Source organism: Nocardioides sp. NPDC058538 (assembly GCF_042719275.1).
Lineage (GTDB): Bacteria > Actinomycetota > Actinomycetes > Propionibacteriales > Nocardioidaceae > Nocardioides.
The window spans coordinates 297,331-310,664 of sequence record NZ_JBHXNY010000001.1 but is presented as its reverse complement, the minus strand read 5'-3'; the positions used below and the strand labels follow the sequence as shown (position 1 = coordinate 310,664).

General features: G+C 70.9%; 13 protein-coding genes and 1 pseudogene. 7 read left to right on the top strand and 7 right to left on the bottom strand.

The window, feature by feature from the left end; all coding sequences use genetic code 11:
• Positions 1 to 14 precede the first annotated feature (14 nt).
• From ACFWQC_RS01490 to ACFWQC_RS01480, 3 genes are read right to left on the bottom strand one after another with little or no spacing between them, the layout of a single operon-like run.
• Positions 15 to 974: a 3-hydroxyacyl-CoA dehydrogenase NAD-binding domain-containing protein gene (locus tag ACFWQC_RS01490; protein WP_378672020.1), complete on the bottom strand. Its 960-nt coding sequence runs from the start codon at positions 972 to 974 to the stop codon at positions 15 to 17.
• The gene (locus tag ACFWQC_RS01485) at positions 971 to 2,965 is read right to left on the bottom strand and encodes an acetoacetate--CoA ligase (RefSeq protein ID WP_378672017.1); all 1,995 of its coding nucleotides are present in this window, start codon (positions 2,963 to 2,965) and stop codon (positions 971 to 973) included. The genes ACFWQC_RS01490 and ACFWQC_RS01485 overlap by 4 nt, the downstream gene beginning before the upstream one ends.
• On the bottom strand, positions 2,962 to 3,759 hold the full coding sequence (locus ACFWQC_RS01480) for a crotonase/enoyl-CoA hydratase family protein (RefSeq protein WP_378672014.1): 798 nt from the start codon (positions 3,757 to 3,759) through the stop codon (positions 2,962 to 2,964). Before ACFWQC_RS01480 ends, ACFWQC_RS01485 begins: the two co-directional genes overlap by 4 nt.
• An 84-nt stretch (positions 3,760 to 3,843) precedes the next feature.
• On the opposite strand from ACFWQC_RS01480, the gene ACFWQC_RS01475 reads away from it, so the two are divergent.
• Genes ACFWQC_RS01475 through ACFWQC_RS01455 form a run of 5 tightly spaced genes read left to right on the top strand, consistent with a single transcriptional unit; the run spans position 3,844 to position 8,237 of the window.
• Positions 3,844 to 4,263, top strand: a complete 420-nt coding sequence (locus ACFWQC_RS01475) for a MarR family winged helix-turn-helix transcriptional regulator (protein WP_378672011.1) — start codon at positions 3,844 to 3,846, stop codon at positions 4,261 to 4,263.
• A 48-nt stretch (positions 4,264 to 4,311) separates the two neighbouring features.
• On the top strand, positions 4,312 to 5,331 hold the full coding sequence (locus tag ACFWQC_RS01470) for an ABC transporter substrate-binding protein (protein ID WP_378672009.1): 1,020 nt from the start codon (positions 4,312 to 4,314) through the stop codon (positions 5,329 to 5,331).
• 7 nt (positions 5,332 to 5,338) lie between these two features.
• A complete protein-coding gene (locus ACFWQC_RS01465) occupies positions 5,339 to 6,397 on the top strand; it encodes a FecCD family ABC transporter permease (RefSeq protein ID WP_378672006.1) in 1,059 nt (352 codons plus the stop codon).
• Positions 6,394 to 7,422, top strand: coding sequence for a FecCD family ABC transporter permease (locus ACFWQC_RS01460; RefSeq protein ID WP_378672003.1), 1,029 nt, complete (start codon positions 6,394 to 6,396; stop codon positions 7,420 to 7,422). The genes ACFWQC_RS01465 and ACFWQC_RS01460 overlap by 4 nt, the downstream gene beginning before the upstream one ends.
• Entirely contained in the window at positions 7,419 to 8,237 is an 819-nt protein-coding gene (locus ACFWQC_RS01455) for an ABC transporter ATP-binding protein (protein WP_378672000.1), read from the top strand. The genes ACFWQC_RS01460 and ACFWQC_RS01455 overlap by 4 nt, the downstream gene beginning before the upstream one ends.
• Positions 8,238 to 8,279: 42 nt before the next feature.
• Here ACFWQC_RS01455 and ACFWQC_RS01450 read toward each other — a convergent pair.
• A pseudogene (locus ACFWQC_RS01450) lies at positions 8,280 to 8,765 on the bottom strand (EamA family transporter); the annotation flags it as partial.
• Positions 8,766 to 9,224: 459 nt separating this feature from the next.
• On the opposite strand from ACFWQC_RS01450, the gene ACFWQC_RS01445 reads away from it, so the two are divergent.
• Positions 9,225 to 9,689, top strand: a complete 465-nt coding sequence (locus ACFWQC_RS01445; protein WP_378671998.1) for an Lrp/AsnC family transcriptional regulator — start codon at positions 9,225 to 9,227, stop codon at positions 9,687 to 9,689.
• Between the two features lie 10 nt (positions 9,690 to 9,699).
• Here the strand turns inward: ACFWQC_RS01445 and ACFWQC_RS01440 are convergent, their stop codons facing one another.
• Entirely contained in the window at positions 9,700 to 10,107 is a 408-nt protein-coding gene (locus ACFWQC_RS01440) for a hypothetical protein (protein WP_378671995.1), read from the bottom strand.
• A 131-nt stretch (positions 10,108 to 10,238) separates the two neighbouring features.
• Between ACFWQC_RS01440 and ACFWQC_RS01435 the strand changes: the two genes are divergently transcribed.
• Complete coding sequence (locus tag ACFWQC_RS01435) at positions 10,239 to 10,910, top strand: TetR/AcrR family transcriptional regulator (protein WP_378671992.1); 672 nt, start codon at positions 10,239 to 10,241, stop codon at positions 10,908 to 10,910.
• On the opposite strand, the gene ACFWQC_RS01430 is transcribed toward ACFWQC_RS01435, so the two are convergent.
• Together ACFWQC_RS01430 and ACFWQC_RS01425 are read right to left on the bottom strand one after the other, a co-directional pair.
• Complete coding sequence (locus ACFWQC_RS01430; RefSeq protein WP_378671989.1) at positions 10,886 to 11,653, bottom strand: crotonase/enoyl-CoA hydratase family protein; 768 nt, start codon at positions 11,651 to 11,653, stop codon at positions 10,886 to 10,888. The genes ACFWQC_RS01435 and ACFWQC_RS01430 overlap by 25 nt on opposite strands.
• Complete coding sequence (locus ACFWQC_RS01425; protein WP_378671987.1) at positions 11,650 to 13,293, bottom strand: acyl-CoA dehydrogenase family protein; 1,644 nt, start codon at positions 13,291 to 13,293, stop codon at positions 11,650 to 11,652. The genes ACFWQC_RS01430 and ACFWQC_RS01425 overlap by 4 nt, the downstream gene beginning before the upstream one ends.
• Positions 13,294 to 13,334 lie beyond the last annotated feature (41 nt).

The following is a 13,334-nucleotide window of genomic DNA, read 5'->3' as shown; positions in this document are numbered from 1 at the left end:
GTGGGCTCGGGGTCTCAGCCGAGCCCGAGGTCGGTCTTGATCTCCAGCAGTCGCCGCAGCGCCTGGTCACGGCGCCCGACCAGGTCTTCGGCAGAGGTGCCGTCGAGCTCCTCGTCGACCCCGTCGACCAGCTTCTCGACCAGCCCTGCGGTGAGCTCCGGGTGACCGAGGTCGTCCCACCATTCGACCATCGGCGGGCCGAGATGCTCGAGCACGTGCCCGAGCCCGCCCGGACCACCGGAGAGGTGCTGGGTCGCGAAGGGGCCGAGCAGGGACCAGCGCAGCCCGGGGCCGTCGGCGATCGCGGTGTCGATGTCGGCGACCGAGACGATGCCCTGGTCGACGAGGTGGTAGGCCTCGCGCCACAGCGCCGCCTGGAGCCGGTTCGCCACGTGCCCGGGGACCTCGCGGCGGATGTGGATGGGGCGTTTGCCCAGGTGGCGCAGGGTCTCCAGGGCCGCGTCGACAGCCTCAGCCGACGTCGCCGATCCGCCCACGACCTCGACCAGCGGCACCAGGTGCGGCGGGTTGAACGGGTGCGCCACGAGCACTCGCTCCGGGTGGTGCGTGCAGGCGTCCTGGAAGGTGCTCGGCATCAGACCCGAGGAGCTGCTGGTCAGCAGTACGTCGGGAGCAGCCGCCGCGTCGAGGGCGGCGAAGATCTCGCGCTTGACCTCCAGCCGCTCGGGTCCGCTCTCGAGCACCAGGTCGGCCTCGCGTCCGACCTGCTCGAGGCTGTCCGCGAACCGGAGCGCGCCAGCGGACTGTGTTGGTCTCGACACGCTCGGCCGCAGGCGGCCTCGCGGCTCGACCGACGGGGCAGGAATCTGCGCCCGCAGCCGTTCCTCGGCGCCCTCGGCCGGGTCCCAGGCGATCACGTCGAGCCCGTGCTCGAGCCCGAGCACCACCCAGCTGACCCCGATCGCGCCGGTGCCGACGACCCCGAGCGTACGAACGTCCTCTCCGCTCCTCATGCGGTCCTCCTGCTCAGCGCGCCCGAGGTCGCCAGCGCGACGAACGGGTCCAGGGACGCCGGGTCCGCGAGCGCGTCCCGGCTGGCGACGTCCTCAGGACGTACTCCCTGCAGGATGCGTTTGGCCGGCAGCTCGAGCTTCTTGCCGGTGAGGTTGCGCGGCACCGCGGGCACCGCGATCACCTGGTCGGGGATGTGCCGCGGGGAGAGCGCCGACCGCAGCGCGCGGACCAGCCGGGCCCGGAGCGGGTCGTCCAGGCGGGTGCCCTCGTCGGTGACCACGAAGAGCAGCAGCTCGCCGTTGCCGCCGTCGGGGTCCTCGAGGTGGACGACCAGCGAGTCGGCGACACCGTCCACCTCCTCGGCGACGCGGTAGAACTCGGCGGTGCCGAGGCGTACGCCGCCGCGGTTGAGGGTCGCGTCGGAGCGGCCGGCGACGTGGCAGCTGCCGTTGTCGTGGAAGAGGATCCAGTCGCCGTGGCGCCACACGCCGGGATAGTGGTCGAAGTAGGCATCGCGGTAACGGGAACCATCAGAGTCGCCCCAGAAGCCGACCGGCATCGAGGGCATCGGCGAGGTGATCACCAGCTCACCGAGGGTGCCGGTGACCGCGCGGCCGAGCTCGTCGTAGGCGTGGGCGTCGACACCGAGGCAGCGGCCGGAGATCTCGCCGGCGTAGACCGGGAGCAGCGGGTTGTTCTGCACGATCCCGGAGCAGACGTCGGTGCCGCCGCTGCCGACGTTGATCTGCGCCCCCGGCAGCTGGTCCCGCAGCCAGGCGTAGCCCTCGGGCGGGAGCGGAGCCCCGGCCGAGCCGAGGACGCGAACCCGCAGGTCACCGAGGTCCTTGAGCTCGACGCCATCCTTGCGGCAAGCCATCACGAACCCCGGGCTGGCACCCATCACCGTCGCCCCCGTCGACGCCGCGAGCCGCCACTGCCAGGTCAGGTCGGGGTGCATCGGGTTGCCGTCGACCATGACGATCGAGGAGCGGACCAGGAGCGAGGAGACCAGGGCGTTCCACATCATCCAGGCGGTGGTGGAGAACCAGAGCATCCGGTCCTTGGGCCCCATGTCCCAGGAGAGCGCATGGTTCTTGAGGTGCTCGAGCAGGATGCCGCCGTGGCCGTGGACGATGGCCTTCGGCCGGCCGGTCGTGCCGGAGGAGAAGAGGACGACCAGCGGGTGGTCGAAGGGCACCGGCTCGAAGGCGAGCTCGGCACCGTCCTCCGCACCGAGCAGGGAGGTCCAGGAGAGCGCGTCCTCGATGCGATGCGGGCCGTACTCGACATCGACCACGTGTCGCACCGACGGCAGCTCGGCCCGGATCTCGGCCACCTGGGAGCTCCGGTCGATCTCCTTGGCCCCGTAGCCGTAGCCGCCGGCGACCAGCAGCACGACCGGCTCGATCTGGGCGAAACGGTCGATCACGCTGCGCGGCCCGAACTCGCTCGCGCAGCTCGCCCAGGTCGCGCCCAGGCTGACGGTGGCGAGATAGGCGACCAGGGCCTCGGGGATGTTGGGCAGGTAGCCGGCGACGCGGTCGCCGCGACGTACGCCCAGCTTCTCCAGCGCCGCCCGCGCCCGGGCCACCTGGTCGCGCAGGTCACCGAAGGTCAGCTCGACATCGTCACGCGTCTGCGAGCGGCCGAGCACCGCGACCCGGTCGACGTCCTCGTCGGTGCCGAGCGCGTGCTCGGCATAGTTGAGCAGCGCCCCCGGGAACCAGCGCGCCCCGGGCATCTCGCGTGAGGCGAGGACGGTGTCGTACGGAGCGTGCGTCTGCACCTCGAAGAACTCCCACACCGCCGACCAGAAGCCGTCGAGATCCGTCACCGACCAGCGCCACAGCTGCTCGTGGGTGGTCATCTCCAGGTCGCGCTCGCGGGCGAGCCAGGCCAGGAACTCACCGACGCGGGAGGTGGAGAGCACGTTCGCCGGCGGCGTCCAGACGACATCGCCCTGCTCGATCTGCTGCTGGGTCGCGCTCACTGGTCCGTCACCTTCTTGGCCCTGCCGTCGAGGAAGTCCTGCATCCGCCCCTTCGCATCGTTGGTCCCCTGCGCGATCGCGGCCATCAGCGACTCCATCAGGAAGCCGTCGCGCGGGTTGGCCTCGGCGATGCGCGGCAGCGCCTGCACGACGGCGAAGTTGGTCTGCGGCGCGTTCTGGGCGATCCGGCCGGCCAGCTCGAGAGCGGTCTTGCGACCGGTGCCGTCAGCCACGGCGTACTGGCTCAGGCCGAGACCCAGGCCCTCCTGGGCGTCGTAGCGACGGCCGGTCAGCATCATGTCGGCCATCCGGGAGACCCCGATGAGCCGCGGGACGCGCACCGACGCGCCGCCGCCGACGAAGAGTCCGCGCTGCCCCTCGGGCAGGGCGTAGAAGGTGGACTCCTCCGCGACCCGGATGTGCGCGGCCGCGGCGAGCTCCAGCCCGCCCCCGACCACGGCGCCCTTCAGCGCCGCCACGACCGGGACCGGCCCGAACTCGATCTTCTCGAAGACCCGGTGCCACATCCGCGAGTGGCTGACCCCGGCGAGGGTGTCGCGCTCGGTCATCTCGGAGAGGTCGAGCCCGGCGCAGAAGTGGTCGCCGTCCGCGTCGATGACGACGGCGCGTACGTCCGGCTCGAGGCCATCGAAGAACCGCTCGATCCCGAGCACCGCCTCGTCGCTGAGCGCGTTCCGCTTCGCGGGGCGGGCGAGGGTCAGCACCGCGATGTCGTCGACGCGCTCGGCTCGCAGCGCATCGGGCAGCGCCGACCAGGGGGAGGTTCCGGGCATGATGAACTCCTCGTGATTGACAGGAATCCTGATAATCGCAGAAGTATGAGTCTCCCGCAAGCGAAGCGATGCTTGAATGACCGCATGACCGACGCACCCCTGCTGCTCTACGTCGTCAAGCAGCTCGAGCTCGCCACCCGATCCCGCCTCGACGCCGTCCTGAAGGAATCAGGGGTCACCGCCCTGCAGTACACCGCCCTCTCGGTGCTCGAGCGCCGCCCCACGATGAGCGCCGCCGACCTGGCCCGCGCCTCGTTCGTACGCGCCCAGTCCGCCGCCGATCTCATCGGCGCCCTCGAGCGCCGCGGTCTCATCGAGCGCCGCATCGACCCCGACAACCGGCGCCGGATGCTGATCAGCCTCACCACCGAGGGCCGCGCCTTCCTCGACGCGTACGACCCGCGCGTCGAAGAGCTCGAGGAGCAGATGCTGGCCGAGCTCGGGCCCGAGGACCGAGAGTCGTTCCGTACGTTTCTCGACACCGCGCGCCGGGCGCTTTCCTAGTCAACGATCACCATCCCGCCCAAGGCGAAATTAGGTTAGCCTCGCCTCATGAGACCCCACCTCGCCGTCGCCACGGCCGCCGCCCTGGCTCTGGCGCTGTCCGCCTGCTCCTCCGACATCGCCGACGGCGATGGCGCGAAACCGGCATCGGGTGCGTCCTCGGTTCCCGACGGTCCGTGGAGCTTCACCGACGGCTCGGGTGAGGTCGTGAAGCTCGACGAGGCACCGACCCGGATCATCGCGCACGCTCCGGCGGCCGCCGCGCTGATCTCCTACGGCATCCGCCCGGTCGGCATCTACGGCGACGAGTCGGTCGAGACCGATCCCAACCTGGACGGCGTCGACCTGACCGACATCGAGATCCTCGGTGAGGAGTGGGGCTCGATCGACGTCGCCAAGGCGTCCACCCTGAGCCCGGACCTGATCGTCGCCGACTGGTGGCCGGCGGAGAAGGCCCACTCGGGGCTGGAGAACGGCACCAAGGCGAAGAGCAAGAAGCTCGCCGAGCTGGCCCCGGTCGTCGGCCCGTCCCAGGGCGGCTCGATCCTCAACCTGGCCGAGGGCTACGAGGACCTCGCCGAGAGCCTGGGCGCGGACGTCGAGAGCTCCCAAGGCGCCAAGGACAAGGAGGCCTTCGAGAAGGCCCGCGACGGCTTCATCGCCGAGATGAAGGACAAGGACCTGACCGCGCTGGCGGTCTCCCCCGCCGACGACCTGCTCTACGCCGCCAACCCGGAGTACGCCCCGGAGCTGCTGGACTTCACCGAGTGGGGCCTGCAGGTGGTCACGCCCGACTCCCCCGACCCGGACTTCCCCTACTGGGAGAACCTGAGCTGGGAGAACGCCGACAAGTACCAGCCCGACGTCCTGCTGATCGACAGCCGCACCTTCGTGGACGCCACGAAGACGGCCGAGGGCCAGCCGACCTGGACGTCGATCCGCGCGGCGAAGGAAGGCCAGGTCATCGAGTGGCCCGCCTTCTGGCTGCATACCTACGCCGACTACGCCGAGGCCCTGACCAAGCTGACCGCCGACCTGGCCGACGTCGACGACACCATCGGCGACTGACCCGGCGGTGACCGCTTCCGTCGCCACCGCGACGCCCACATCAGCTCGACGGCGGCGGGCCTCCGGGCTCGCCGTCGGCCTGCTGCTGCTCGTCGCGCTCATGCCCGTCCTCGCCTTCCTCAGCGTGACGCTGGGGTCGCGCGACATCGCCCTGGCCGATGTCCTCGACGCCTTCCGGCCCGGAAATGCACACAGCGCCGGCTCCTCGGTCGAGGACACCGTGACGGTTCGTATGCGGGTCCCCCGGACCGTGCTCGGACTCCTCGCCGGCGCGGCTCTCGGGCTCGCGGGCACCCTGCTGCAGGGACTCACCCGCAACGCGATCGCCGACCCGGGGATCATGGGCGTCAACGCCGGGGCGGCCTTCGCCGTGGTCGGCTCGATCACCCTGCTCGGCGTCGGCTCGCTCGGGTTCCACGTCGTCGCGGCGTTCGCCGGGGCGCTCGCGGCGACCGTGCTCGTCTACTCGGTGGGCTCGCTCGGACGCGACGGCGCGACGCCGGTGAAGATGGCCCTCGCCGGGGCCGCGATCACCGCCGGGCTGACCGCGGTGACGACCGGGCTGCTGCTCACCGACCTAGACGCCCAGCAGCAGTACCGCTTCTGGCAGGTCGGCTCGCTGGCCGGCCGATACGCCCCGATCGTGACGGGCGTGGCTCCGTTCCTGCTGGTCGGCATCGTCCTGGCGCTGCTCTGCGGCCGCTGGCTCAACGCTCTGGCCCTGGGCGACGACGCCGCTCGCGGGCTGGGCGTCTCCCTGACCAGGACCCGCATCCTGTCGTTCCTCGTGGTCGGGCTGCTCTGCGGCGCCGCGACCGCGGCGTGCGGTCCCATCGTCTTCGTCGGTCTGGTGGTGCCGCACGTGGCGCGGTTCCTGTGCGGTCCCGACTATCGCTGGGTGCTGCCCTACTCGATGGTCCTCGGTGCTCTGCTGCTGCTCGGCGCGGACATCCTCGGTCGCGTCCTCGGCGGCACCGGGGAGCTCCAGGTCGGCGTGGTCCTCGGCATCATCGGAGCGCCGTTCTTCGTGATCCTCGTCCGCTACGCCCGGCTGGCGGACCTATGACCGTCACCGCTCTGCGGCGTACGCGTCGCGACCGTCGAGTCCGGGCAGGCGTCGTGCCCGCGGTCCTGCTCGTCGTCGCCGCCGGCCTGGCCCTGCTCACGCTCTGCTTCGGGTCGGTGCAGCTCAGCCTCGACCAGGTGCTCGCCTCGTTGCTGCACCTGCGCGACCACGCCGCCGTCGACTTCATCGTGCGCGACCTGACCGGACCGCAGGTCAAGGCGGCCCTGTGCGTCGGCCTGGCCCTCGGCGCGGCCGGCACGATCTTCCAGCAGCTGCTGCGCAACCCGCTGGCCTCGCCCGACTTCGTCGGCATCTCCGCGGGCGCGAGCGTCGCGGCCGTCGCCGGCATCGCGGTGCCCGCACTCGGCGGGGTGAGCATCCCACTGCTGGCCTTCGGCGGCGGCCTGGTCACGGCCGCCGTGATGTACGTCCTTGCCTGGCGCGACGGCATCACCGGCTATCGCTTCGTGCTGATCGGGATCGGCACCGCGGCGTTCTGCACCGGGGTCACCGGCTACCTCCTCACCCGCACCTCGCTCACCGAGGCCAGGGCCGCGCTGCACTGGCTGACCGGATCGATCGGGCAGGCCGGCGACGCGGAGAACAACGCGCTGCTGGTCGCCATCGTCGTGCTCGTTCCGCTGGTGCCGCTGCTTCAGCGGCTGCTCCGCGCCGTCGAGCTGGGCGACGACACCGCCCGCGGTCTGGGCGTACGCATCGAGGCGACCCGGCTCGCGCTGATCGCGACCGGCGTCCTGCTGACCTCGTTGGCCACCGCGGTCGCCGGGCCGATCGCGTTCGTCGCCCTCGTGGCCGGGCCGGTCGCCGACCGGATGCTCGGCAGCGCCCGCGGTGGCATCGTCGCCGCCGGCGCGGTCGGCGCGATCGTGTGCCTGATCGCCGACTACGTCGCCATGAACCTGCTGCCGGTCGAGGTCCCGACCGGTGTCGTCACCGGCGCCGTCGGCGCGCCGTACCTGCTGTGGCTCATCGCCACCACCAACCGGAGAGGGATGGGCGGATGACCCAGCCGGAGACAACTCGGCCGGAAACGACCCTGGCGCCGCGGCTCGCGGCGCGCGAGCTGACGCTGGGCTACGACGACCGGGTGGTCGTCGACCGGCTCGACCTCGACATCCTCGACGGGCGGGTGACCGCGATCGTCGGCGCCAACGCCTGCGGCAAGTCGACGCTGATGCGGGGCCTCGCCCGGCTGCTGCGCCCGTCCACCGGCGAGGTGCTGCTCGACGGGAGCCCGATCCTCGACCGTGGCTCCCGCGAGGTCGCGCGGGTCCTCGGACTGCTCCCCCAGACCCCGGTCGCTCCGGACGGCATCACCGTCGGTGATCTGGTCTCGCGCGGACGCCACCCGCACCAGGGCTGGTTCCGCCACTGGAGCGCGCGCGACGAGGAGGCGGTCGCCGAGGCGCTCGCCGCCACTGACACCGGCGAGCTCGTCGACCGCCCGCTGCGCGCACTGTCCGGGGGCCAACGCCAGCGGGTCTGGATCGCGATGGCGCTCGCCCAGCAGACCGATCTATTGCTGCTCGACGAGCCGACGACCTACCTCGACATCAGTCATCAGGTCGACCTGCTCCGGCTGCTGCGTACGCTCAACCGGGAGACCGGGCGCACCATCGTCACGGTGCTGCACGACCTCAACCTGGCCTGCCGCTACAGCGACCACCTCGTGGTGATGGCCGACGGCCGGATCCTCGCCGAGGGGCCGCCGACCGAGGTGGTCACCGCGGAGGTCGTCGAGAAGGCGTTCGGGCTTCCCTGCGTCGTCGTGCCCGACCCGGTCGCCGGTACGCCGATGGTGGTTCCCGCGGGCGACTGAGCCGCCGACCCCGCCGGAGGAGACCCGGTTGAACGTGGCCACGCCGGCCACGATGAGGGCCAGCGCGACAGCGAGGCCGACACCGATGCGCTCACCGAAGATCGGAACCGCGACGACGGCGGTCAGCACCGGGCTCACCGCGCCACCGACCGAGGCCGGACCACTGCCGAGCGCCTTGACGGAGTAGGCGTAGCAGAGCGTCGACATCAGACCGGTCCCGATGCCCTGGAGCAGGGTGAGGAGCAGCACGTCGTCGAGCTCGGCGGTGCCCGCGAGCAGGTGTGACGGCATCGCGCCGAACGAGGTCAGGGCGAGCGCGGTCAGGCTCGAGACGGCGCAGATGGTCAGCACCATCTGCAGGAGCGTCAGGCTCGTACGCTGCAGGCCCGTCGTGAACACCGCCCAGGCGAACCCTCCGACGAGCAGCAGCCCGACCCCGCCCAGCGAGGCGCCGCCGCCGACCAGGAATCCGCTCACCGCCACACCAGCGGTGATGAGCCCCAGCGCGACCACCCGCCGCGGCGACATCGAAGCCCGGCCACGCGCCAACGCGAGCAGCGTGACGAAGAGCGGCACCGTGCCCGGGACCAGCATCCCGGTGAGCGCGGCGCTGGTCAGCTGAGCGCCGAACGCGAAAACGAGGAAGTGCGGGAGCCCACCCACGAGCAGCAGGGCGAGGACCTGTGGACGCTCGCGGCGTACGGCACGGATCGTGCTCGGCAGCAGCGGGGCCAGCAGGACCACCGGCGTCGCGAACCGGAGGAACGCCGCATCAGCGACGGTCAGGCTCGACCCGCCGATGCCGCGTGTGCTCAGCGCGAACGACGACCACAGCACCACCGTCATCCCGAGCGCCGACCATCCCGCCAGCGCCCGATTCCCACCACCCGGTTGCATCCCCATAGCGCGCCACGATAGGAAAATTGGAGGCGCACATGATTGCCCGATCTGCCACGTTCACGCGGCTCAGTGGCAGAATCTGCCAACATGCGCACGATCGACGAGACCGACAAGCACATCCTCTGGGAGTTGCAGCAGAACGGCCGCCTGACCAACCAGGAGCTCGCCGACCGCGTCGGCCTCTCCCCCTCGCCGTGCCTGCGCCGCGTACGAGCCCTGGAGGAGGCCGGCGTGATCAGCGGCTACCGCGCCGTCGTCGACCCGCACGCGGTCGGCATGAACATCACCGCGTTCGTACGCATCAAGATGGCCACCCACACGACCGACGCGGTCGAGACCGTCGAGGAGCACCTCCGCGACATCCCCGAGGTCACCGAGGCGTACGTCCTGGCCGGCGACCACGACTACCTGCTGAAGGTCGTCACCCCGTCGTTCGAGACCTACGAGAGGTTCCTGCGCGACAACCTCCGCACGATGCCGGCACTCGCCTCGATCGAGACCACCTTCGCCTTCGGCAACACGAAGGAGAGCTCCCCACTCCCCCTCGGCTGACCCCTCGGCGTCAGAAACCGACTTCTCGGCGGGCCGGGGTGTCGTCGCAGAACCGCTCGAACGCACGGGCGGCGGCGTCGATCTGGGCTGCCATGCCACGCAGCCCACCGCGCCCGACCGCTCGCCTGGTCTCGCTCTCGAACAACGCCCGGTCATACGCGGGAAGCATCGCCACCAGCCGTCGCCGGGCCCTTTTCGACACGGGCCGGTCCGGCTGCAGGGGCTGGACGAAGACCTCGACCACGTTGTCCATCCAGTCCAGGTCGAACTCGACGAGGTGGGGCGGCAGGACCAGCCGGACCACGGTGCCGCCCATCCGGTCCAGCTGCGAGTAGGACGTCGGCACGAAGCGAGCCGCGACCGACTCGGCAACCGCCTGGGATCGGCGCTTCAGGATGTCGTTGTCAGTGGTGAGCACTGCGCCTCCGCCCGAACGTGACCAGTGGTCATGTGACCACCGGTCACAGATTAGGGGCGCCGCCGCTGGACGGTCAAGGACCATGTCGGCGGCACGCTACGATGCGAGCGTCCAGCCATGAGAGAGGACTGGTGGCGCCATTGCCCACGCCGACCTGGGAGCGTCTCCCGGAGGCCAAACGCGATGCCGTGCGCCGGGCTGCGGAGGAAGAGTTCGGGGTCCGGGGCTACAACGCCGCCAGCCTCAACACCATCTGTCGTGAGGCCGGGATCTCCAAGGGCAGCCTGTTCCAGTACTTCCCCGACAAGTCCGACCTCTTCGTCCACCTGATCGCCCGGGCCAGCCACGACATCAGGGCGGCGATGGAGGCCGCGAGCGCCGACTTCCCGTGGATGACCGACTACTTCGGCTCGGTCAAGATGCTCATGGATGCGTGGATCGACTACTTCTACGACCACCCGCGCCACCGGCAGATGCTGGTCTCGGCCAACCTCGAGCACAACCCCAACGCGCTCGCCGCCGTCCGCGAGGCCGTCTACGTCGACTACCTCGAGGTCATCGGCGGCATGATCGACATCGGCATCGCCATCGGCGCCCTCCGCGAGGACACCGACCGCGACGCCCTCGTCGCCGCCATCATCATGCTGCTCCCGCACATCGCCCTCGGCCCTCACGTACGCGGCCTGGACCCGCTCCTCGGCCTCGCCGGCTCCGACCACACCCACGCCATGTCCGTCGGCCGCCGGCTGATCCAGGTGCTGATGGGCCAGTACGTCACTCAGTCGGTGCCGAAGGAGCCGTGACGTCCGGCGCCGTCGGCGAACCGGGTCGCGCCGGCGACGGTGTCGGTGGTGACCGAGACGACGCCATGGCTGTATTCCACGGCCAGGGCTTCCTGCTCGCTCAGACCCTCCTGCTCCAGCATGGAGAGACGGTCGTGGCGCATGCAGGTCTGCGGGAAGGCGGCGACCTGTCGCGCCAGGTCCTGCGCGACCGCGAGGGCCTGACCGGGTGGGACGACACGGTTGGCCAACCCCATCCGCAGGGCCTCCTCGGCCCCGACGGGACGGCCGGTGAGGATCAGGTCCATGGCGTTGCTCGCGCCGATCAGCCGTGGCAGCCGGACCGTGCCACCGTCGATCAGGGGTACGCCCCAGCGTCGACAGAAGACACCGAAGACCGCGTCCTCCTCCATGACCCGCAGGTCGGCCCAGATCGCCAGCTCCAGGCCTCCGGCGACGGCATGGCCGGTGACGGCGGCGATCACGGGCTTGCCCAGCCGCATCCGCGTGGGCCCCATCGGGCCGTCCCCGTCGGGCTCGAACCGGTTGGGGTCGCCACCGGCGACCGCCTTCAGGTCGGCGCCGGCGCAGAAGTTGCCGCCTTCACCGTGCAGCACCGCGACGGCGGCGTCGGGATCGGCGTCGAACTCCTCGAAGGCGGCCACGAGGGCTTCGGCCGTCGCCCGGTCGACGGCGTTGCGTACCTCTGGACGGTTGATCCGGACCGTGGTGACCGGGCCGTCCTTGGTGACCTCGACCGTCATGCCGGCAGCGCGCGCTCGAGGATCCCGGTCACATCGCCGCGTGGCGACAGGGTGCCGAACGCGCCGCCCCAGTCGCGCCCGAGGCGCGAGGAGCAGAACGCGTCGGAGACGGGAGCCGGTGCGTGCCGGACAAGCTGTGAGCCCTGAAAGACCAGGGCCATCTGCTCGACGACCCGCCGGGCGCGGAACTCGAGGTCGTCGAAGGAGGTGAACTCCTTCTTCAACCGGTCCAGCGCGGCGTCGTAGCGGGCGTCGGCACCGGAGGCGAGCTCCGCCTCGGCCACGAACGCGTCCAGGGTGTGCGGCTCCTTCGCCAGCGCTCGCAGGGCATCGAGCGCCGCGACGTTGCCCGATCCCTCCCAGATCGAGAGGAGCGGCATCTCGCGATAGATGCGGGCGACGTCGAAGTCCTCGATGTAGCCGTTGCCGCCCAGGCACTCCAGGGCCTCGTTGACCATGAACGGCGCCCGCTTGCAGACGTAGTACTTCGTGACCGCGAGGGCGATCCTGCGCAGCGCAGCCTCGCCCTCGTCCCCGCGGATCGCCCGGTCGTTGGCGCCTGCCAGCCGCAGCATCGCAGTCGTCGCGGCCTCGGACTCGACCTGCAGGTCAGCCAGTACGTTGCGCATCGCCGGCTGCTCGAGCAGCGGCTTGCCGAACGCCGAGCGATGCCGGGCGTGGTGTGCCGCCATGGTCAGCGCGGTGCGCATGCCGGCCGAGGAGCCGATCACGCAGTCGAGGCGCGTCATGTTGACCATCTCGACGATGGTGCGGACCCCGCGGCCCTCCTCGCCGATGAGCCAGCCGGTCGCGGCGTCGTACTCGATCTCGGAAGAGGCGTTCGACCTGTTGCCGAGCTTGTCCTTGAGCCGCATGAAGCGCATCGCGTTGCGCTCGCCACCGGGCAGTACGCGCGGGACCAGGAAGCAGGAGACGCCGGCAGGAGTCTGCGCGAGGGTGAGGAACAGGTCACTCATCGGGGCGCTGGTGAACCACTTGTGTCCACGCAGGACGTAGGTGCCGTCGGGCTGCTCGGTCGCGGTCGTCGTGTTCGCGCGTACGTCGGAGCCGCCCTGCTTCTCGGTCATCGACATCCCGGCGATCAGACCCCGCTTGGACTCGGGATCGCGCAGGCCGAAGTCGTACTCCCGGCTGGTCAGCAGCGGCTCGAACCTTGCTGCCAGCTCGGGGTTTGCGCGCAGCGCCGGCACCACCGCGTAGGTCATCGAGATCGGGCAGCCGTGGCCGGCGTCGACGTTCCAGGCGTAGAACTTCGCCGCCCGGGCGACGTGGGCGCCGGGCCGGTCGTCGGCCCAGGGGGCAGCGTGCAGGCCGTTCTCGACCGCGACGCCCATCAGCTGGTGGTACGCCGGGACGTACTCGACCTCGTCGACGCGGTGACCGTAGCGATCGTGGGTGTTCAGACGCGGGGGCACCCGCTCGGCGAGGCGGCCCCACTCCTGCGCCTCGGCGGTGCCGGCGAGCCGGCCGAGCTCGTCGATCTCCGGGAGCGCCCATGCGGCGCCCTCGCGCTCGAGACCCTCCCGCAGGACCGGGTCGCCGGCCGTGTTGTGGCCCACCAACGGCGGGACCTGGTTGGTGACCACGTGGGTGGAGTGGGTCTCATGCGTGCTGGCCATGATCAAGATGTTACATAATTTCTAACAGCCGTGTCTATAAA